At 70.8% G+C, this 18,648-nt stretch carries 19 protein-coding genes; 5 read left to right on the top strand and 14 right to left on the bottom strand.

What is annotated here, in order from left to right:
* Nucleotides 1–4 precede the first annotated feature (4 nt).
* The gene (locus tag GH747_RS16655) at nucleotides 5–1,150 is read left to right on the top strand and encodes a GNAT family N-acetyltransferase (protein ID WP_149770745.1); all 1,146 of its coding nucleotides are present in this window, start codon (nucleotides 5–7) and stop codon (nucleotides 1,148–1,150) included.
* A 55-nt stretch (nucleotides 1,151–1,205) separates the two neighbouring features.
* Here the strand turns inward: GH747_RS16655 and GH747_RS16650 are convergent, their stop codons facing one another.
* The 8 genes from GH747_RS16650 to GH747_RS16615 form a co-directional block, all read right to left on the bottom strand.
* A complete protein-coding gene (locus tag GH747_RS16650) occupies nucleotides 1,206–2,966 on the bottom strand; it encodes a proline--tRNA ligase (RefSeq protein WP_149770744.1) in 1,761 nt (586 codons plus the stop codon).
* Nucleotides 2,967–3,043: 77 nt separating this feature from the next.
* Nucleotides 3,044–3,445: a hypothetical protein gene (locus GH747_RS16645; protein ID WP_149770743.1), complete on the bottom strand. Its 402-nt coding sequence runs from the start codon at nucleotides 3,443–3,445 to the stop codon at nucleotides 3,044–3,046.
* A 20-nt stretch (nucleotides 3,446–3,465) separates the two neighbouring features.
* Entirely contained in the window at nucleotides 3,466–4,035 is a 570-nt protein-coding gene (locus GH747_RS16640) for a hypothetical protein (RefSeq protein ID WP_149770742.1), read from the bottom strand.
* Entirely contained in the window at nucleotides 4,032–4,601 is a 570-nt protein-coding gene (locus GH747_RS16635; RefSeq protein WP_149770741.1) for a hypothetical protein, read from the bottom strand. The genes GH747_RS16640 and GH747_RS16635 overlap by 4 nt, the downstream gene beginning before the upstream one ends.
* Entirely contained in the window at nucleotides 4,598–5,173 is a 576-nt protein-coding gene (locus GH747_RS16630) for a hypothetical protein (protein ID WP_149770740.1), read from the bottom strand. Before GH747_RS16630 ends, GH747_RS16635 begins: the two co-directional genes overlap by 4 nt.
* Nucleotides 5,174–5,225: 52 nt before the next feature.
* On the bottom strand, nucleotides 5,226–5,603 hold the full coding sequence (locus tag GH747_RS16625) for a DoxX family protein (RefSeq protein ID WP_149770739.1): 378 nt from the start codon (nucleotides 5,601–5,603) through the stop codon (nucleotides 5,226–5,228).
* A 13-nt stretch (nucleotides 5,604–5,616) separates the two neighbouring features.
* Nucleotides 5,617–6,201 carry a hypothetical protein gene (locus GH747_RS16620; protein WP_149770738.1) on the bottom strand — a complete coding sequence of 195 codons (585 nt, stop codon included), beginning with the start codon at nucleotides 6,199–6,201 and terminating at the stop codon, nucleotides 5,617–5,619.
* Between the two features lie 13 nt (nucleotides 6,202–6,214).
* Nucleotides 6,215–7,057: a GNAT family N-acetyltransferase gene (locus GH747_RS16615; RefSeq protein ID WP_149770737.1), complete on the bottom strand. Its 843-nt coding sequence runs from the start codon at nucleotides 7,055–7,057 to the stop codon at nucleotides 6,215–6,217.
* Nucleotides 7,058–7,143: 86 nt separating this feature from the next.
* On the opposite strand from GH747_RS16615, the gene GH747_RS16610 reads away from it, so the two are divergent.
* The gene (locus GH747_RS16610) at nucleotides 7,144–7,659 is read left to right on the top strand and encodes a DinB family protein (protein WP_149770736.1); all 516 of its coding nucleotides are present in this window, start codon (nucleotides 7,144–7,146) and stop codon (nucleotides 7,657–7,659) included.
* A 397-nt stretch (nucleotides 7,660–8,056) separates the two neighbouring features.
* Here GH747_RS16610 and ispG read toward each other — a convergent pair whose 3' ends face one another.
* From ispG to GH747_RS16585, 5 genes are all read right to left on the bottom strand, one after another.
* Nucleotides 8,057–9,205, bottom strand: a complete 1,149-nt coding sequence (ispG, locus tag GH747_RS16605; RefSeq protein WP_149770735.1) for a flavodoxin-dependent (E)-4-hydroxy-3-methylbut-2-enyl-diphosphate synthase — start codon at nucleotides 9,203–9,205, stop codon at nucleotides 8,057–8,059.
* 37 nt (nucleotides 9,206–9,242) lie between these two features.
* Nucleotides 9,243–10,547, bottom strand: a complete 1,305-nt coding sequence (locus GH747_RS16600) for a M50 family metallopeptidase (protein WP_149770734.1) — start codon at nucleotides 10,545–10,547, stop codon at nucleotides 9,243–9,245.
* Nucleotides 10,544–11,782 carry a 1-deoxy-D-xylulose-5-phosphate reductoisomerase gene (dxr, locus tag GH747_RS16595; protein WP_149770733.1) on the bottom strand — a complete coding sequence of 413 codons (1,239 nt, stop codon included), beginning with the start codon at nucleotides 11,780–11,782 and terminating at the stop codon, nucleotides 10,544–10,546. Before dxr ends, GH747_RS16600 begins: the two co-directional genes overlap by 4 nt.
* Before the next feature lie 62 nt (nucleotides 11,783–11,844).
* Nucleotides 11,845–12,639 (bottom strand): ABC transporter permease subunit, encoded by a 795-nt coding sequence (locus GH747_RS16590; protein ID WP_149770732.1) that lies wholly within the window; start codon nucleotides 12,637–12,639, stop codon nucleotides 11,845–11,847.
* Nucleotides 12,636–13,583 carry an ABC transporter ATP-binding protein gene (locus GH747_RS16585; protein ID WP_149770731.1) on the bottom strand — a complete coding sequence of 316 codons (948 nt, stop codon included), beginning with the start codon at nucleotides 13,581–13,583 and terminating at the stop codon, nucleotides 12,636–12,638. Before GH747_RS16585 ends, GH747_RS16590 begins: the two co-directional genes overlap by 4 nt.
* Before the next feature lie 140 nt (nucleotides 13,584–13,723).
* On the opposite strand from GH747_RS16585, the gene GH747_RS16580 reads away from it, so the two are divergent.
* Nucleotides 13,724–14,890, top strand: coding sequence for a sensor histidine kinase (locus GH747_RS16580; RefSeq protein ID WP_149770730.1), 1,167 nt, complete (start codon nucleotides 13,724–13,726; stop codon nucleotides 14,888–14,890).
* Nucleotides 14,887–15,531, top strand: a complete 645-nt coding sequence (locus GH747_RS16575; protein ID WP_149770729.1) for a response regulator transcription factor — start codon at nucleotides 14,887–14,889, stop codon at nucleotides 15,529–15,531. The genes GH747_RS16580 and GH747_RS16575 overlap by 4 nt, the downstream gene beginning before the upstream one ends.
* A gap of 85 nt (nucleotides 15,532–15,616) precedes the next feature.
* On the opposite strand, the gene GH747_RS16570 is transcribed toward GH747_RS16575, so the two are convergent.
* A complete protein-coding gene (locus GH747_RS16570) occupies nucleotides 15,617–17,059 on the bottom strand; it encodes a gamma-aminobutyraldehyde dehydrogenase (RefSeq protein ID WP_149770728.1) in 1,443 nt (480 codons plus the stop codon).
* A 143-nt stretch (nucleotides 17,060–17,202) separates the two neighbouring features.
* Between GH747_RS16570 and GH747_RS16565 the strand changes: the two genes are divergently transcribed.
* On the top strand, nucleotides 17,203–18,579 hold the full coding sequence (locus GH747_RS16565) for an aspartate aminotransferase family protein (protein WP_149770727.1): 1,377 nt from the start codon (nucleotides 17,203–17,205) through the stop codon (nucleotides 18,577–18,579).
* Nucleotides 18,580–18,648: the final 69 nt, after the last annotated feature.

Genomic DNA, 18,648 nt, shown 5'->3' with positions numbered 1-18,648 from the left:
CGTCATGCCCTTCGAGGCCGCCCGCTTCCCTGACGACGTGCCGGTGCTGACCGACGGACGGGTCAGCCTGCGTCCCCACCGCCTGGACGACGTCGACGACCTCGTCGTGCAGTGCCGCGACATCGTGACGCTGCGATGGACGACGATCCCGCTCGGCTACGACATCGCCATGGGCACCGGCTTCGTCACCGAGATGGTGCCCGACGGATGGAGGGACGGCACCGAGCACGCGTTCGCCGTGCAGGCGCAGGGCCCCGACGGGCGGCCGCGCTACGCCGGGACCGTCACGCTCCGCGACGCGGGGATGAGCCGTGCCGAGGTCGGGTTCGTCGCCCACCCCGCGTTCCGTGGGCAGGGCGTGATGGAGGCGGCGCTCCGACTCCTCCTCGATCACGGCTTCGACACGCTCGGGCTCCAGACCGTGATCTGGTGGGCCGACCAGGGCAACTGGGCGTCTCGCAAGCTCGCGTGGCGGTGCGGATTCACGTTCGGCGGCACCGTACGCCACTGGCTGGTCGAGCGGGGCGTCTACCGTGACGGATGGGTCGGCACGCTGTACCGCGACAGCGCCCGCGAGCCGCAGACGCTCTGGTGGTCGCTGCCGAACCTTCGCGGCGAGCGCGTCTCGGCCCGCCCGCTGGACGTCACCGACGATGTCCGCGTCGTCGAGGGCGGCAACGACGGGGCCGTCCAGCGCTGGATGCCCTCGTTCCCCTCGCCGTACGCGCTGAGCGACGCCGAGACCTTCCGCCTGTCGACGCTGGACGCGGCAGCGGACGGGACGTCGTTCGCGTGGGCGCTCGTGGACTCCGTGACCGACGTGCTGCTCGGTGCCGTCGGCGTCCCCCACCGCTCGGACGTCGGCGTCGAGATCGGCTACTGGCTGCACCCCGATGCGCGCGGGCACGGCTACGCCCGCGACGCGCTCGAGCTCATGGTCGAGCACGCGTTCACGCCGCGCGACCTCGGCGGACTCGGCGCGCTGCGGGCGTACGTCCGCATCGACGAGGGCAACCAGGCCTCGCTGGACGTGGCGCTGGCGTGCGGGTTCGAGGTCGTTGGCCGCGAGCGTGCCGGCACCGTGCGCAGGGACGGCACCTTCGCGGACATGCTCCAGCTCGACCGGGTCAACCCCCTCGTCATCTTCTGACGCGCTCCGTGAGGGTGCGAGGGCGCGGACGCGGGCGAGCCGGAGCGCGTACGGGTCAGCGTGCGGCGAGCTGCGCCACGACGTCGTCGAGCGGGACGTTCTCGCGCACACCGGTCAAGCGGTCCTTGACCTCCACGACGCCTTCGGCGAGACCGCGGCCCACGACCACGATGGTCGGGACTCCGATCAGCTCGGCGTCCTTGAACTTCACGCCGGGCGACACCTTCGGGCGGTCGTCGTAGAGGACCTCGACACCGGCGGCCTCGAGCTCTTCGGCCAGGCTCGCCGCAGCGTCGAAGATCTCCGCGTCCTTGCCGGTGGCCACCAGGTGGACGTCGTACGGCGCCACCTCCGCGGGCCAGACGATGCCGGCCTCGTCGTGGCTGTTCTCGACGATGGCAGCGACGGCGCGCGAGACGCCGACGCCGTACGAGCCCATCGTGACGGTGACGAGCTTGCCGTTCTCGTCCAGCACCTGCAGGCCGAGCGCCTCGGCGTACTTGCGGCCGAGCTGGAAGATGTGGCCCATCTCGATGCCGCGGGCGAGCTCCAGCGGCCCGGAGCCGTCCGGGGCCGGGTCGCCGGGACGCACCTCGGCAGCCTCGACGGTGCCGTCAGCGGTGAAGTCGCGCCCGCACACCAGGTCGAACACGTGCTTGCCGGGCTGGTTGGCGCCGGTGAGCCAGGCGGTGCCGGCGACGACCCGCGGGTCGGTGAGGAAGCGGATACCGGACTCCGACTCCTCCCCCAGCGCCTCCGGTCCGATGTAGCCCCGCACGAGCGCCGGGTGCTTCGCGAAGTCGGCGTCCTCGAATGCGTCGATCTCGCCGGGTGCCAGCTGCGCCTCGAGCCGCTTGAGGTCGAGCTCGCGGTCGCCAGGGATGCCGACCACCAGGACCTCGCGAGAGCCGTCGGGCTGACGCACCCACACCACGACGTTCTTGAGGGTGTCGGCAGCCGTCCACGGGCGATCGGCGCGCGGGAACCGCTCGTTGGCCAGCGCGACCAGCGACTCGATCGTCGGGGTGTCGGGCGTGTCCTCGACGTGCGCGGCCGGCAGCGCGGCGATCGCGGCGTCGTCCAGCGGGGCCGGCGCGACGGTGGTGACCGCCTCGACGTTGGCCGCGTAGCCGCCGGGCGAGCGTACGTAGGTGTCCTCGCCGTTGGTCGCGGTCGCGAGGAACTCCTCGCTCGCGGACCCGCCCATGGCGCCGGAGACGGCCTGCACGATCACGTAGTCGAGACCGAGCCGGTCGAAGATCCGGATGTAGGCCTCGCGGTGGTCGGCGTACGAACGGCGCAGGCCGTCGTCGGTCACGTCGAACGAGTAGGAGTCCTTCATCACGAACTCGCGCCCGCGCAGGAGCCCAGCACGGGGGCGCGCCTCGTCCCGGTACTTCGTCTGGATCTGGTAGATCGACAGCGGAAGGTCCTTGTAGGACGAGTACAGGTCCTTGACGAGGAGCGTGAACATCTCCTCGTGCGTGGGCCCGAGCAGCATGTCGGTGCCGCGGCGGTCCTGAAGCCGAAACAGGTTGTCGCCGTACTCCACCCAGCGGCCGGTCGCCTCGTACGGCTCCTTCGGCAGCAGGGCGGGGAAGGACACCTCCTGCGCGCCCATCCGGTCCATCTCCTCGCGGACGATCGTCTCGATCTTGCGCAGCACCCGCAGGCCCAGCGGCAGCCACGAGTAGATGCCGGGGGCGGCGCGGCGGACGTAGCCGGCGCGGACCAGCAGCCGGTGCGACGGGACCTCCGCGTCCGCCGGGTCCTCGCGAAGCGTGCGGAGGAAGAGACGAGACATGCGGGTGACCACGGGCGTACTCCTGGTTCGGGGACGGATCTGCTGCACGAGAGTGCGGTGCCCAGCCTAACGGCCGGCCACGGGCCGGCTCAGCGGTAGCCGACCTGCGCCTCGCGGACGCGGACGGCTCGTACCCGCTCGCCCAGGCACCGCTTCGGGACGCGCACCACGATGCGGTGCGCACGCACCCGCACGCGATCGCCCCGGCAGCGGACGACGGCCCCGAGGTCGTCCTGGACGAGCACGACACGGCCCCAGCGGCCGTCGAACCGGAAGCGGCCGACTGTGAAGGTCGTCTGGCGTCCGCGAGGCTTCAGCTCGACCGCGACCCGGTCCAGCGCGGCCCGGTCGAGGTCGGGGACCGAGAGGCGTACGACGACGGAGTGCGGCTTGTCGGTGACGTCGACCTCGGTGACGTGGCCTGCCGGCGAGGCGGCAGCAGCAGGCGCTGCCGCGGCGGTCACGGCGAGCGCAGTGACGGCTGCTCCCACGAGAGCACTCCTCGCGCGCCTCATCGGTAGCGCACCCACGGCGAGAGCTTGTCGACGACGAGGCTCGGATAGGCGTCGACGGCAAGATCCGGGCCGGGGTTCTCGAGCTCGTCCAGTCCCAGCCCCTGCGAGCCCGGGCCACCGACACCGAAGCCGATGCGCACCGAGCTGTGGTTGCCCTCCAGACAGCGCTGCGGGATGCGGACCGTCACCGAGCGGGCGGCGAAGCGCACGCGGTCGCCCTTGCAGGCGACCGCCTCCATGCCACCCGCGAGCAGCTCGACGGGCGCCCACCCTGAGGGGTGTCGCACCTTCTGGGCGACGAAGAGCGGGCGCCCGGGGGCCTGGGTACGGACGGCGACGCTGACCACGTCAGCGGTCCGCCTCCTGAAGTCGGGGATCGTCGCGCGGACGACCACAGCGTGCTTCGTGTTGCGGACCTTGACCTTGGTGACGTCGAGGGCCGGCAGTGCGTCGCCGGCCTGGTCCCTGAACGTACGGGTCTTGGCCGCGGCAGGTGACGCCGACGCGCCTGCGACCAGCACGGTGGCGACAGCGCCGACCACGACCGCCAGCACTGCACGCCTCATCGGTAGCGCACCCACGGCGACAGTCCGTCGCCGGTGATCTTCGGGTAGGCATCGCCCCAGGCATCGGGGCCAGGCTCGGGCTCCGTCTCCTCGTGCTCCAACCAGTCCCGAGCGGCGATCGCCGCGCCGACGCGTACGGCCTTCACGTTGTCACCGAGGCAGCGCTGCGGGACGCGCACGGTGATCGTGCGCTGGCCGAACCGGATCCGGTCACCCTTGCAGGGAACGTCCTCGCCAGTGTCGTCGGACAGCATCAGAGGCATCCATCCGACGGCGTCCCAGTGCATCTTGAGGGCGGAGTACTCGGGACGGCCCTTGGCCTTCGTCCGGATGGCGACTCCGACGAAGCCCAGCTTCGAGCGCTGCAGGCCGGGAACCGTGACCCTCACGACCACAGCACGCTTTTTGTTCGTGACCTTCACCCTGGTGATGTCGAGGGCAGCCTGGGCGTCGCCGCGAGCGTCCTCGAAGCTGCGGGTCTTGGCCGATGCCGGCGACGCGGCTCCGCCGACGACGAGCGCCGCGGCGGCAGCGCCGACGACGAGACCCCGAAGGGCGCGGCTCACCGGTATCCGACCCAGGGCGACATGCGCGCGCTAAAAGTCGGGTATGCGTCGAGCGGGGCGTCCGGTCCGGGCTCGGGCAGCTCCTCCAGCATCTCGAGCTCGGGGTCGCGGCCCATCAGCACCGGCTGGACCCGGACGGCCTTGCGGTTGGCCCCGAGGCAGCGCTGCGGCACGCGGACGGTGACGGACTTCGCGCCGAAGGTGACGCGGTCGCCCTTGCACGCGACGATGATGTCCTCCGAGGTCGGATCGAGGAACATCGGCGGCATCCAACCGGCTCCCTCGATGCGCGCCTTGGTGACCATGAAGGTCGGTCGGCCCTTCGACTTCGTGCGGATGCTCAGCATGACGCTGCCGAGCTTCGACTTGTCGAAGTCCGGGACCGTCATGCGGACGACCACGGCGTGCTTCTTGTTCTTGACCTTCACCTTGGTGATGTCGAGCGCCGCGACGGCGTCGGTGCGCTTGTCCGTGAAGGTGCGGGTCTTCGCGGCGGCCGGTGATGCCGTCATGCCGACGACGAGCGCGGCAGCCGCGGCGCCGATGGCAACGGTCCGGAGGGTACGGATCATGGGGGTGCTCCTGCGGGGGTCGCCCTCGGGGGTCGGGGCGGGTGGCCGAAGCCTAACCGACCTCGCGGGTCGCCTTCCACGCTGTACGGATGAGCGGCAGCTGCATCGGGAGCCGCGCGATCGTGCCGGCCTTGAAAGCGGCCGAGGCGCGTCGGCTCCGCGTCACGTCGACGGCCATCTGGATGTTCGCCGGGAAGACCGCGACGAGCAGCGCGGTCGAGAGGTATCCCGCCGCCTTCCGTGTCCTCGGGTGCACCAGACCGACGGCACACACGAGCTCGGCCACACCGCTCGCGTACACGAGCTCGCGCTTGGCGGGCAGCGCCTTCGGGACGATCCGCTCGTACGGCCGCGGGCGTACGAAGTGGGTGACGCCGGCGGCTCCGAGCAGGACCGCGAGGGCGGTCACGTCACGTGCAGGTCGGGCCATGGGTCCTCCATCGTCAGCGGTGTGCGACCCAGGGTGTCATGCGCGTCCCGCGGACCGACGGCACCCCGTCGATGGGGAGCGTCGGGCCCGGCGTCGGGTTGAGGACGACCTCGTCCGGGACGTTGCCGCGCAGGTACGCGCGGGTGAAGAGGGACGCCTGGATCCGGACGGCCGAACGGTTGTGTCCCAGGCAGCGTTGCGGGATCGAGACGACGACGCGCCGCTCGCGCAGGCGTACGCGCAGACCGCTGCACGGCAGCCTGCTGGCCCCGAACTCCTGCCACGTGGTCCGCCAGCGGTCCCCGCGGCGTACCTTCGAGGCGGCGTACTCCGGTCGGCCCGCGACCTTCCGCCGGACGAAGACCGTGATGCCACCGACCCTTCGCCGCTCGAGCCGCGGGACCCGGAGCGTCACCGTGACGACCGACCTCGCGTTGCGGATGCTCACCGCGGAGATGTCGAGCGCGGCCAGCGCGTCGCCGCGAGGGTCGTCGAGACGGCGTACGGCGGCATCGGCCGGCGAGACGACGAAGCCGGCGCCGAGCGCCGCGGCCGTCACGAGCCCGATCAGCGTCCGGCGGAGCGCGACCGTACTCATCTGGCTGTACTCATCAAAACAGGACCGATGCGAAGGTCTCGGTCTGGACGAATCCGACGCGTTCGTAGACGGCCCGAGCCACATGGTTGTAGTCGTTCACGTACAGGGAGACGACCGGTGCGACCTCGCGGCGAACGCGCTCGACGACCGCCGCCATCCCGGCGGTGCCGAGGCCCTTGCCGCGGTGCTGCGGCGCGACGTACACGCCCTGGATCTGGCATCCCTTCGCCGACGCCGAGCCGACCTCGGCCTTGAACAGGACCTCGCCGTCCTCGATGATCGCGTACGCCCAGCCGCGGGCGACGAGCTGCGTGACCCGTGCGCGATAGCTGTTGCGGCCGGGGAGCTCGGGACTCTCGCCGACCTCCTCCTCGAACATCGCGACGCTTGCGGGATAGAGGACGTCGACCTCGTCGATGAGCACAGCGCGCAACCGCGGATCGGGCGTCACGAGAGGCGCGTCGGCCGTCTGGAGGAACGGCTGGTTCAGGCGGAGCGAGCGTGCCGGCCCCCACGCCTCCTGGACGCGCTCCCAGAGTCCGACCGCAGCGGCACGCGGGCCGACGATCGACGAGGACAGGCGTCCGGTGAGCCTCGCCCGCTCGGCGAACGCGGCCACCGCCTCGGCAGTCGCCTCCACCGGCACCATGTTGGCGGCGACGTGGCAGGCCGACACCAGCGCGTCGTCCTCGAAGTAGCCCCAGATCTCGCCGCCGAGCCAGCGCGGCGACAGGCGGGTGCTGGCAGCGCGATGATCGACGAACAGGTTGACGATCGGGTCCCGGTCGATCAGGACCTGCAGCGCAGGCAGGTCACCCTCGCGCAGGACGCGGACGCCTGTCGTCGTGCTGAGCACCGGGCCTCCTCCGAGTCGCTGGGGTCGAGCCTATCCGTACGGGTCGACGAGAGCCACGGGCCGACCGCCGACGTACGCTCGGCCGCATGACCGTCCAGCCCCTCGGAGAACCCCCGACAGAGCTCCGCGACCCGCAGGCCCTGCTCGCAGGTCAGCTCGACCACCTCCGCGACGCGCTGCTCCGCACGCTCGACGCGACACCCGACGACCAGCGGGCGGTGAGCCAGGTCCCGTCACGGTGGACCCCGCTCGGGCTCCTCAAGCACCTGACGTACGTCGAGCGCCGGTGGCTGGTGTGGGGTTTCCTCGCGGAGCAGGTCTCCGACCCGTGGGGAGACTCGCTCCACGGCACCGAGGAGTGGTACGTCGCGGACGCCGAGACGTACGCGGTGCTGCGCGAGCGGTTCCTAGCGCAGGCCGAGCGGTCACGCGCGATCGTCGCGCAGGCGGACCTGCTGGACGTGGCCGGGACCGGTGGCCGGTTCGAGAAGGACCCGCCGAACCTCGCGTGGATCCTGCTGCACCTTCTGCAGGAGTACGCGAGGCACGTCGGTCACCTCGACATCGTCACCGAGATCGCCGCCGACACGGTCGGCGAGTAGCCCGCACCGCTCGAGTCGAAACCCCCCGCGCCGCACCGCTGGTCGAGCGAGCGCAGCGAGTCGAAACCCCGCGAGCCCGCGCCGCTGGTTGAGCGAGCGCAGCGAGTCGAAACCCCCCGCGCCGCCCCGCTGGCTGAGCGAGCGCAGCGAGTCGAAACCCCCCGCGCCGCACCGCTGGTCGAGCGAGCGCAGCGAGTCGAAACCCCCCGCGCCGCCCCGCTGGCTGAGCGAGCGCAGCGAGTCGAAACCCCCCGCGCCGCCCCGCTGGTTGAGCGAGCGCAGCGAGTCGAAACCCCGCGCGCCGCCCGCTGGTTGAGCGAGCGCAGCGAGTCGAAACCCCGCGCGCCGCCCGCTGGTTGAGCGAGCGCAGCGAGTCGAAACCCCGCGAGCCGGAGCCCTAGGAGACGGCGACCGACGGCGCTGCGCCCTCGACCGGCTCCATGTCCTCGGCGATCCGCATGGCCTCTTCGATGAGGGTCTCGACGATCTTCGACTCCGGCACAGTCTTGATGACCTCGCCCTTGACGAAGATCTGACCCTTGCCGTTGCCGGACGCGACGCCGAGATCGGCCTCCCGGGCCTCGCCCGGACCGTTCACGACGCAGCCCATGACGGCGACGCGCAGGGGAACCTCCATGCCCTCGAGCCCGGCGGTGACCTCCTCGGCCAGCGTGTAGACGTCGACCTGGGCGCGTCCGCACGACGGGCACGACACGATCTCGAGCTTGCGCGGGCGGAGGTTCAGCGACTGCAGGATCTGGATGCCGACCTTGACCTCCTCGACCGGCGGCGCGGACAGCGAGACCCGGATCGTGTCGCCGATCCCCTGGCTCAGCAGCGCCCCGAACGCCGTCGCTGACTTGATGGTGCCCTGGAACGCAGGTCCTGCCTCGGTGACGCCGAGGTGCAGCGGCCAGTCACCCTTCTCGGCCAGGAGCTCGTAGGCGCGGACCATCACGACGGGGTCGTTGTGCTTGACCGAGATCTTGAAGTCGTGGAAACCGTGCTCCTCGAACAGCGACGCCTCCCACACGGCCGACTCGACGAGGGCCTCCGGGGTGGGCTTGCCGTACTTCTCGAGCAGCCGCTTGTCGAGCGAGCCCGCGTTGACGCCGATCCGGATCGACGTGCCGTGGTCCTTCGCGGCCTGCGCGATCTCCTTGACCTGGTCGTCGAACTTGCGGATGTTGCCCGGGTTGACGCGTACGGCGGCGCAGCCGGCCTCGATCGCGGCGAAGACGTACTTCGGCTGGAAGTGGATGTCGGCGATCACCGGGATCTGCGACTTGCGCGCGATGTCGGGGAGGGCCTCGGCGTCGTCCTGGCTCGGGCAGGCGACACGGACGATGTCGCAGCCCGCCGCCGTGAGCTCGGCGATCTGCTGGAGGGTCGCGTTGACGTCGACCGTAGGCGTCGTCGTCATCGACTGCACCGAGACCGGCGCGTCTCCACCCACCTCGACCTTGCCGACCTTGATCTTGCGGCTGGGTCGGCGGGGCCGGAGCACCGGCGGCGGAGCGGCCGGCATTCCCAGGTTGACGTCCATGCGGGTACGACTCTCCTCGGGTGGGTTGCGACGGGCCTCAGGTGAGGCGTACGGGGTTCACGATGTCGACATAGACCAGGATGACGCCCATCACCAAGAGGACGGCACCCACGGCGTACGCGACGGGCAGCATGGTCGCCACGTCGACCGGGCCGGGGATCGGCCGGCGGCGCAGGCGGGCCCAGCCGTTGCGGATGCCTTCCCACAGGGCGCCGGCGATGTGGCCGCCGTCCAGCGGGAGCAGCGGGATCAGGTTGAAGAGACCGACGAACAGGTTGAGGCTCGCCAGCATCAGCGTGACGCTGTAGACCTTGTCGGTCACTGTGGTGAGCTCGCTGGAGGTGATCTCACCGGCGACGCGGCTCGCGCCGACCGGGCTCATCGGCGTGTCCTGGCCGCGCTCGGCACCGAAGGCTGCCTTGGTCACCTCGACCATCTTCTCGGGCAGCGAGCCGATCGCCTTGACCGTCTGGACGGTCATGTCGCCCATCGTCGAGGCGACGAAGAGGAGGTCCTGGCGCTCGTACACCTGCGTGGGGCCGACGCCCAGGAAGCCGACGTTCTCCGTCTTGTCGGGATCGTCCAACGACGTGCGGGCGAGCACCGACGTGTTGACGGTGACCGTCTGGGCCGTCCCGTCCCGCTCGTAGCCGATGGTCGCAGGAGCGTCGCCGTTGGCGCGGATGGCGCGGGTCAGCTCGTCCCAGCTGCTGATCTCGTCCCCGTTGAAGGAGGTGATCGTGTCGCCCGGCTCGAGACCGGCCTGCTTCGCGGGTGCGACGGGGTCCTCGTCCGTGCACGTACGGCCGGCCTCGCTCGACGGGATCGCGCAGTCGGAGACGGAGTCCACGGTGGTGGTGGCGGTGCTCGCGCCGATCGTCAGGAAGACCGCAGCGAAGAGGACGAACGCGATGACCAGGTTGACGACGGGACCGCCCGCCATCACGATCGCCTTCTTCCACCACGCCAGCCGGTAGAACAGGCGAGGCTCGTCCTCCGGCGCCACGTGCTCGTACTCGGCTGAGCGCGCGTCGAAGGCCAGCTGTGTCAGCATGCCGGTGTTGGACTTGCGGACGACGCCGGGCTCGTCGCCCGGGTTCGGCGGGAGCATGCCCTGGATCTTGACGAAGCCGCCCAGCGGGAACGCCTTGATGCCGTACTCGGTCTCACCGCGGCGCGTGGACCACAGCGTGCGACCGAAGCCGACGAAGTACTGGGTGACCTTCGCGCCGAACTTCTTGGCGGGGTACATGTGGCCGACCTCGTGCAGCGCGATGGAGACCGCGAGCCCGAGCAGCAGCACGACGGCACCGAGGGCGTACAGCCACGGTGTCGCGCTCATCGTGCCTCCTGTGCAGTCCGGGCCTCGCCCGCCATCAGCTCCCGCGCCCGCTCGCGCGCCGCAGCGTCCGCCGCGAGGACGTCATCGGCGGTCAAGGGGCTTGAGGCCGAGCGTACGCCGGGGTCGGTGAGGTGCTCGGCCAGCACCGCGCCCACGGTGTCGACGATCGCGAGGAACGGAAGGTTCCCGTCGAGGAACGCCGCGACGCACTCCTCGTTGGCGGCGTTGTAGACCGCGGGGGCCGTACGGCCGAACGCGCCTGCCTGGCGCGCCAGGCGCACGGCGGGGAACGCCTCGTCGTCGAGGGGCGCGAAGTCCCACGAGGACGCCTGGGTCCAGTCGCAGCCCGGGCCGGCGTCGGGGACGCGGTCGGGCCAGCCCATGCCGAGCGCGATCGGGATCAGCATCGACGGCAGCGACGCCTGGGCGAGCGTGGAGCCGTCGACGAACTCGACCATCGAGTGGATCATCTGCTGCGGGTGGACCACCACGTCGACCCGGTCCATCGGCACGTCGAAGAGCAGGTGCGCCTCGATCACCTCGAGACCCTTGTTGACCAGGGTCGCCGAGTTGACCGTGATCACCGGGCCCATCGCGAAGTTGGGGTGCGCCAGGGCCTGCTCGGGGGTCACGTCGCCGAGCTCGGACCGCGTACGCCCCCGGAACGGGCCGCCGCTCGCCGTCAGGACGAGCCGGCGGACCTCGGCGGCGGTGCCGCCGCGAAGCGCCTGCGCGATCGCCGAGTGCTCGGAGTCGACCGGCACGATCTGGCCAGGCCGCGCCAGCGCCGTGACGACGGGGCCGCCGATGATGAGTGACTCCTTGTTGGCCAGCGCGAGCGTCGTCCCGGCCTCGAGCGCGGCGATGGTGGGCCCGAGACCGACGGCGCCGGTAATGCCGTTGAGGACCACGTCGCACGACGTGCCGGCCAGCTCGGTGGCCGCGCGGGGGCCGGCGAGGATCCGCGGGAGGCGGAACTGGCCCTCGGCATATCCGCGGCGCTGCGCCTCGGCGTACAGGGCGAGCTGGACGTCCTGAGCCGCCGTCGCCTTCGCGACGGCGACGACCTCGACCTCGTGCGCGATCGCCTGCTGCGCGATGAGGACGGGGTCGCTCCCGCCAGCCGCGATGCCGACGACCCGGAAGCGGTCCGGGTTGGCGGCGACGATGTCGAGCGCCTGCGTCCCGATCGAACCGGTCGATCCGAGCACGACGACGTCGCGGGGTTGCACCATGGGATCAGTGTCTCAGGTACGACCGCCGCGACGTCGTCGTGGGCAGTGCGGGTGGCCGCGGGCTACTTGATCTCGCTCCGCAGGACGCGGCGCGCGCCGATGATGAACGGGATGATCAGCCAGATCGTGCCGGACACGAGCAGCTGGGCCCACTTCTCACCGGTCCAGCCGCCGTCGAACAACGGCGTCTGAGCGGTGGCGAAGTCGATCCACGGGAGCAGGTCCTCGAACCAGCCGATGAACGCCGCTGCGACCTGGAAGATCGTCGGGATGACGAAGGCCCAGGCGAAGTAGACGACGATCGCGGCCGGCGAGCTGAGCAGCAGCGCACCGAACGTGAGGCCCATCAGGATCCCGAGCGCCTGCATCGCGTAGAAGCCGAGAAGCTCGAGGAGGTTGACGTTCCAGACGGTCGCGTCCGACGCGGCGCCGGCGATGACGTTGCCGAACGCTGCCGCGATCGCCGCCACGATCACGGCGAACAGGGCGACGACGAGGCCGACGGCGACCTTGGCCGCAAGCACGCGACCTCGGTGGGGCTCGAGCGTGAACGTGACGAGGGCGGTGCGCTGCGACCACTCGCTGGTCACCGACAGCACGCCCAGCACCGGCAGCAGGACCCCCATGGGGACGCTCATGGCGATGAGGAAGTCCTTGAACGACACGGAGATGTCGTTGGCGAGGACCACCCACAGCATGATCACCATGACCAGCACGCTGATCGCGGCGATCGCGCCCAGCAGCCACTTGCCGGCGCGGGTGTCGGCGAGCTTGCGCAGCTCGACCCCGACGAGCCGGGTGAACGGGACGCGGGGACGGTTGAGGTCGATGCCGACCTCCGGGGCGACGGCGGTCATGCCTGGCCTCCTTGCTGGACGGCCGGACCGAAGCCCGGGGCGGGAGCGGGAGCGAGCGCGTCACGCTGGTTGCCCGCGGTGAGCTGGAGGAACAGGTCCTCGAGGCCGGCGCGGTCGCCGGGCCGCAGCTCGACGAGCGCGACGCCGGCAGCGGCGGCCGCCTTGCCGACGTCGGCGGGATCGGCGTCGGTGCTGAAGCCGTCGGCCGTCGCCGGAGTCACGTGGATGCCGGCGACCGAGAGGGCACGCGCGAGCTCGTCCGGCTCCAGCGCACGGACGAAGGTGCCCGCACCCGCGAGCAGCTCATCCTTGCTCCCCTGAGCCACGATCTGACCGTTGCCGATGACGATGATCTCGTCGGCGATGACCTCGATCTCGTGCAGCAGATGCGACGAGAGAAGGACCGTGCCCCCACGGTCGGCGTAGTGGCGCAGCAGCTGCCGCATCCAGTGGATGCCGGCCGGGTCGAGACCGTTCGCCGGCTCGTCGAGGATCAGCACCTGCGGGTCGGCGAGCAACGACGACGCGATGCCGAGGCGCTGCCGCATGCCGAGCGAGTAGTTGCCGACCCGGCGCTTGGCCTCCTTCGGCGACAGCCCGACGAGGTCGAGCATCTCGTCGACGCGCTTGCGGTCGAGTCCCATCGTCTGTGCGGCGATGGTGAGGACCTCGCGGCCGGTGCGGCCGTTGTGCTGGGCGGAGGCGTCGAGGAGGACGCCGATCTGGGCGCCCGGGTTCGGGATGTCGCTGTAGCGGTGCCCGCCGATCGTGGCGGAGCCGGACGTCGGGATGGTCAGGCTGGTGAGCATCCGCAGCGTCGTGGACTTGCCGGCGCCGTTCGGGCCGAGGAAGCCCGTGACGGTGCCAGGGCGACACGTGAAGGTGATGTCGTCCACCGCGAGGTGGTCGCCGTACCTCTTGGAAAGGTTCTGGACCTGGATCATGTCACCAGCATCGCGCCGCACCAGGTCGTAGGCATCGGCCTATGGGCTGGTCCTGGCTAGCCGAAAGTAGGGGGCAGGTCGACGGGCCGTGGACCAACGGCCGGTACGCCGCAGGTGGCCGACTGCCTAGGCTGGATCCCGTGAACCAGGTGGACCCCGCGGCGTACCAACCGCCGCTGCGCTGGCCGAGCCAGCTCTGGCGCTATGCCGCGGTGGTCCTCATCGGCGCCGTCGTCTGGCTGGCTGGGGTCGCCGAGTGGCAGGCGCAGCACGCGCCGTTGTGGTTCTGGCTGGACCTGGCCGGCGGCCTCCTCGCCCTGGGGCTCGTCACGCAGCGACGGCGGTGGCCGGTCGCGGTGGCCGCGCTCACGACAGCGATCGCCGCGGTCTCGTTCACGGCCGCCGGCCCCGCCGCGCTGGCCGGGGTCTCGCTGGCCACGCGTCGACGCTGGCCCGAGATCATCGGGGTCGGCTCGCTCGTGCTGGTCCAGACCACGGTCGTCGTCTTCATCGACCCCACGTTGCGCGACGACGAGTGGCAGATCGTTCTCGCCCTCAGCCTCCTGATGATGGTCACGCTGTTCGCCGTCGGCATGTACATCGGGTCGCGGCGCGAGCTCCTCTACACCTTGCGCGAGCGCGCCCGTGTCGCCGAGGCCGAGCAGGCCGGCCGTGTCGCGCAGGCCCGGATCGCCGAGCGTGCCCGGATCGCCCGCGAGATGCACGACGTGCTCGCCCACCGCATCTCGATGGTGGCGATGCATGCGGGAGCGCTCGCGTACCGCACGAACCTCCCCGCCGACGACGTACGCTCCGCCGCCGAGGTCATCCGCGACAACGCCCACCTGGCACTCACCGACCTGCGCGAGGTGCTCGGCATCCTGCGCGGCGCAGAGCTGGACACCGCCGACCGACCTCAGCCGTCCTGGCGGGACCTTCCCGACCTCGTCAACGGCGCACGCTCGGCCGGGATGCGGGTGGCGCTCACCGACGAGCTGACGCCGCACGGACCGCCGGAGCGGATGGGCCGCACGGCGTACCGCGTCGTGCAGGAGGCCCTCACCAACGCGCACAAGCACGCGCCCGACACGATGGTCTCGGTGACGCTGCGTGGTGAGTCGGGCGACGGCATCGTCATCGAGGCGCGCAACCCCCTGCGGGTCGGCACCACGAGGCAGGCGCTCCCGACCTCCGGCCTGGGGCTCGTCGGGCTGTCGGAGCGTGCCGGGCTGGTCGGCGGCACGCTGAGCCACCGCGTCAGCGCTGACGAGTTCGTGCTGACCTTGGCGCTACCGTGGCCGACATGATCCGGGTCGCGCTCGTCGACGACGACGCGCTCGTCCGCGCCGGCCTCCGGCTGATCCTCGGCGGCGCGGACGACATCGCTGTCGTGGCCGAGGCGGGTGACGGTGCCGAGGCGCTCAGCGTGCTCCGTACGACGGCGGTCGACGTCGTCCTCATGGACATCCGGATGCCGCGGATGGACGGGCTCTCGGCGACCGCCGAGCTGCAGCGCCTCCCGGCGGCGCCGCAGGTCGTGGTGCTGACGACGTTCGACGCCGACGACTACGTGCTGCGGGCGCTGAGACACGGGGCGAGCGGCTTCCTGCTCAAGGACACCCCGCCCGACGTTCTCGTCGACGCCGTCCGCAAGGTCGCGGCGGGCGAGCCGATGCTGTCGCCGAGCGTCACCGAGCAGCTGATCCGGCGGGTCCGCGACTCCGGTGACGGGGACGGGGACGCCCGTGCCCGGCTCGCCGTGCTCAGCGAGCGGGAGCTCGAGGTCGCGGTGGCGGTCGGGCGCGGTATGTCGAACGCCGAGATCGCGACGACGCTGCACATGAGCATCGCCACAGTGAAGGCGCACGTGTCGCGCATCCTGACCAAGCTCGACGCCTCGAACCGCGTCCAGGTCGCGATCGCCGCCCACGACGCCGGGCTGGTGTGAGCAGGCTCCGACTCGCTGCGCGAGGCTCCGCTGGTTGAGCGAGCGCTCCTCCCGCTGGTTGAGCGAGCGCAGCGAGTCGAAACCCCTAAGCCTCGATGTTGCTCATCACGTGCTTCACGCGCGTGTAGTCCTCGAGCCCGTACATCGACAGGTCCTTGCCGTACCCGGAGTGCTTGAAGCCTCCGTGCGGCATCTCGGCCACCAGCGGGATGTGCGTGTTGATCCACACGCACCCGAAGTCGAGGCGCTTCGCCATCCGCATCGCGCGGCCGTGGTCCTTGGTCCAGACCGACGACGCGAGCCCGTACGGCACGCCGTTCGCCCAGCGCACGGCCTCGTCCTCGTCGGTGAACGGCTGCACCGTGATCACCGGCCCGAAGATCTCGTTCTGGATCGCCTCGTCGTCCTGACGCAGGTCGCTCAGCACGGTCGGCTCGAAGTAGTACCCGTCGGCGAGGTCTCCGCCGGGCCGTGACCCGCCCGCCGACACCTTGGCGTGGTCGGGGAGGCGGTCGACGAAGCCGGAGACGCGCGCGAGCTGGTCGGCGCTGTTGAGCGAGCCGAAGAGGACGTCCTCGTCGTCGGGCAGGCCCGTACGGGTGCCCTTCGCCTGCTCCGTGAGGGCGTCGACGAAGTCCGCGTACGCCCCGGGCGCCGCGAGCACGCGCGTCGCCGCCGTACAGTCCTGGCCGGCGTTGAAGTAGCCACCGACGGCGATCGCCTCGGCGGCGGCCGCGATGTCCGCGTCGTCGAACACCACCACCGGCGCCTTGCCGCCGAGCTCGAGGTGGACGCGCTTGACGTCGTCCGAGGCCGAGCGCGCGACCTCCATGCCGGCGCGGACGGAACCCGTGATCGCGACCATCGCCGGAGTCTTGTGCGCGATGAGCGCGCGTCCGGTGTCGCGGTCTCCGCACACGACGTTGAGGACGCCGGGCGGCAGGATGTCGGCCGCGATCTCGGCGAGGAGCGCCGTCGACGCCGGCGTGGTGTCGCTGGGCTTGATGACGATGGTGTTGCCCGCTGCGAGCGCGGGCGCGATCTTCCAGATGCCCATCAGAAGCGGGTAGTTCCAGGGGGTCACCTGCGCGACGACACCGATCGGCTCGCGGCGGATCATCGAGGTGTGGCCGGCCATGTACTCCCCCGCTGCCCGGCCCTCGAGGACCCGCGCCGCGCCGGCGAAGAACGTGAGCGCGTCGTCGACCATCGGCAGCTCCTCGCTGACGGTGAGGCCGCGCGGCTTCCCGGTGTCCTTGACCTCGGCGGCGACGATGTCGTCCGCACGGTCGGCGAGCGCCTGGTTGAGCTTGATGAGCGCTGCCTGCCGCTCGCGCGGGGTCGTGTCGCGCCACCCGTTGTCGAAGGCGTCCTGCGCGGCAGTCATCGCCGCGTCGACGTCGGCCTCGCGCGACATCGGCGCCTGCGCGTAGACCTGTCCGGTCGTCGGGTCGATCACGTCGTACGTGGCGCCGTCGCGCGCCGCCACCTTCTGGCCGTTGACGAAGTTCGCGATGGTTTCGGTCATGCCCTCAATCTGGCACAACTGCTGGAGCCCCACAATGGATCGCACGGCGAGCAGCGCCAAATGATGCGGATTTCGTATCTGTTACGGCCTTCAACCAACGTAAACCTTTGCCCGAATGCCAATCCTGGGCGATACTCGATGTCATGAGCGAACAGTGGGACGACGCGCACCTTCAGCGCGCTGCCAAGGACCACCTCTGGATGCACTTCACGCGCCACAGCACGTACGAGACCTCGGACGTGCCCGTGATCGCGAAGGGGGAGGGCGCATATCTCTTCGACACCGCAGGCAAGCGCTACCTGGACGGACTCGCCGGCCTGTTCGTCGTGCAGGTCGGCCACGGCCGTGAGGAGCTCGCCGAGGCCGCCGCGAAGCAGGCCCGCGAGCTGGCGTTCATGCCCCTGTGGTCGTACGCCCACCCGCCGGCCGTCCAGCTGGCCGAGCGCGTCGCCTCGTACGCGCCGGGCGACCTCAACCGCGTCTTCTTCACCACCGGTGGAGGTGAGGCCGTCGAGAGCGCCTGGAAGCTCGCCAAGCAGTACTTCAAGCTGACCGGCAAGCCCACCAAGCACAAGGTCATCAGCCGCAACATCGCCTACCACGGCACCCCGCAGGGCGCCCTGTCGATCACCGGCATCCCGGACATGAAGGCGCCGTTCGAGCCGCTCGTGCCGAGCACCTTCCGCGTCCCGAACACCAACATCTACCGCGCCCCCGAGCACGGCGACGACCCGGAGGCGTTCGGCCGCTGGGCCGCCGACCGCATCGCCGAGGCGATCGAGTTCGAGGGCCCGGACACCGTCGCGGCGGTGTTCCTCGAGCCGGTGCAGAACGCCGGCGGCTGCTTCCCGCCTCCGCCCGGATACTTCCAGCGGGTCCGTGAGATCTGCGACGAGTACGACGTGCTGCTGGTCTCCGACGAGGTCATCTGTGCCTTCGGCCGGCTCGGCGAGATGTTCGGTGCCGTGCGCTACGGCTACCAGCCGGACATCATCACCTGCGCCAAGGGCCTCACGTCCGGCTACGCGCCGCTCGGCGCCATGATCGCCTCCGACCGCCTGATGGAGCCGTTCCTCAAGGGCCACGAGTCGTTCCTGCACGGCTACACCTTCGGCGGCCACCCGGTCTCGACGGCGGTCGCGATGACGAACCTCGACATCTTCGAGCGCGAGGGCATCAACGAGAACGTCCGAGCGAACCAGGACGGCTTCCGTTCGACGCTCGAGAAGCTGCTCGACCTCGACATCGTCGGCGACGTCCGTGGCGACGGCTACTTCTACGGGATCGAGCTGGTCAAGGACAAGGCGACCAAGGAGACCTTCGACGAGGACGAGTCTGAGCGCCTGCTCCGCGGGTTCCTGTCCAAGGCGCTGTACGACGCGGGCCTCTACTGCCGCGCCGACGACCGTGGCGACCCGGTCGTGCAGCTCGCTCCCCCGCTGATCTGCGACCAGGAGCACTTCGACGAGATGGAGCGGATCCTGCGCTCGGTGATCACCGAGGGCCAGAACCTACTCTGACCCGTACGCCGAAGGCCGCCGTCCCCAGGTACCCCGGGGGCGGCGGCCTCCGTTTGCCACGCTCCCACC

The organism is Mumia xiangluensis, assembly GCF_010994095.1.
Taxonomy (GTDB): Bacteria; Actinomycetota; Actinomycetes; order Propionibacteriales; family Nocardioidaceae; genus Mumia; species Mumia xiangluensis.
Note: the sequence above shows the minus strand (reverse complement) of the source record. Positions and strands in the feature narration are given on the sequence as shown.

What these genes read in the sequence shown, in the direction of transcription:
- GH747_RS16655 (WP_149770745.1), top strand. Translation starts at nt 5, where the DNA reads ATGCCCTTCGAGGCCGCCCGCTTCCCTGACGACGTGCCGGTGCTGACC.
- GH747_RS16640 (WP_149770742.1), bottom strand. Translation starts at nt 4,035, where the DNA reads ATGAGGCGTGCAGTGCTGGCGGTCGTGGTCGGCGCTGTCGCCACCGTG.
- GH747_RS16630 (WP_149770740.1), bottom strand. Translation starts at nt 5,173, where the DNA reads ATGATCCGTACCCTCCGGACCGTTGCCATCGGCGCCGCGGCTGCCGCG.
- GH747_RS16625 (WP_149770739.1), bottom strand. Translation starts at nt 5,603, where the DNA reads ATGGCCCGACCTGCACGTGACGTGACCGCCCTCGCGGTCCTGCTCGGA.
- GH747_RS16620 (WP_149770738.1), bottom strand. Translation starts at nt 6,201, where the DNA reads ATGAGTACGGTCGCGCTCCGCCGGACGCTGATCGGGCTCGTGACGGCC.
- GH747_RS16610 (WP_149770736.1), top strand. Translation starts at nt 7,144, where the DNA reads ATGACCGTCCAGCCCCTCGGAGAACCCCCGACAGAGCTCCGCGACCCG.
- ispG (WP_149770735.1), bottom strand. Translation starts at nt 9,205, where the DNA reads ATGGACGTCAACCTGGGAATGCCGGCCGCTCCGCCGCCGGTGCTCCGG.
- GH747_RS16600 (WP_149770734.1), bottom strand. Translation starts at nt 10,547, where the DNA reads ATGAGCGCGACACCGTGGCTGTACGCCCTCGGTGCCGTCGTGCTGCTG.
- dxr (WP_149770733.1), bottom strand. Translation starts at nt 11,782, where the DNA reads ATGGTGCAACCCCGCGACGTCGTCGTGCTCGGATCGACCGGTTCGATC.
- GH747_RS16590 (WP_149770732.1), bottom strand. Translation starts at nt 12,639, where the DNA reads ATGACCGCCGTCGCCCCGGAGGTCGGCATCGACCTCAACCGTCCCCGC.
- GH747_RS16585 (WP_149770731.1), bottom strand. Translation starts at nt 13,583, where the DNA reads ATGATCCAGGTCCAGAACCTTTCCAAGAGGTACGGCGACCACCTCGCG.
- GH747_RS16575 (WP_149770729.1), top strand. Translation starts at nt 14,887, where the DNA reads ATGATCCGGGTCGCGCTCGTCGACGACGACGCGCTCGTCCGCGCCGGC.
- GH747_RS16570 (WP_149770728.1), bottom strand. Translation starts at nt 17,059, where the DNA reads ATGACCGAAACCATCGCGAACTTCGTCAACGGCCAGAAGGTGGCGGCG.
- GH747_RS16565 (WP_149770727.1), top strand. Translation starts at nt 17,203, where the DNA reads ATGAGCGAACAGTGGGACGACGCGCACCTTCAGCGCGCTGCCAAGGAC.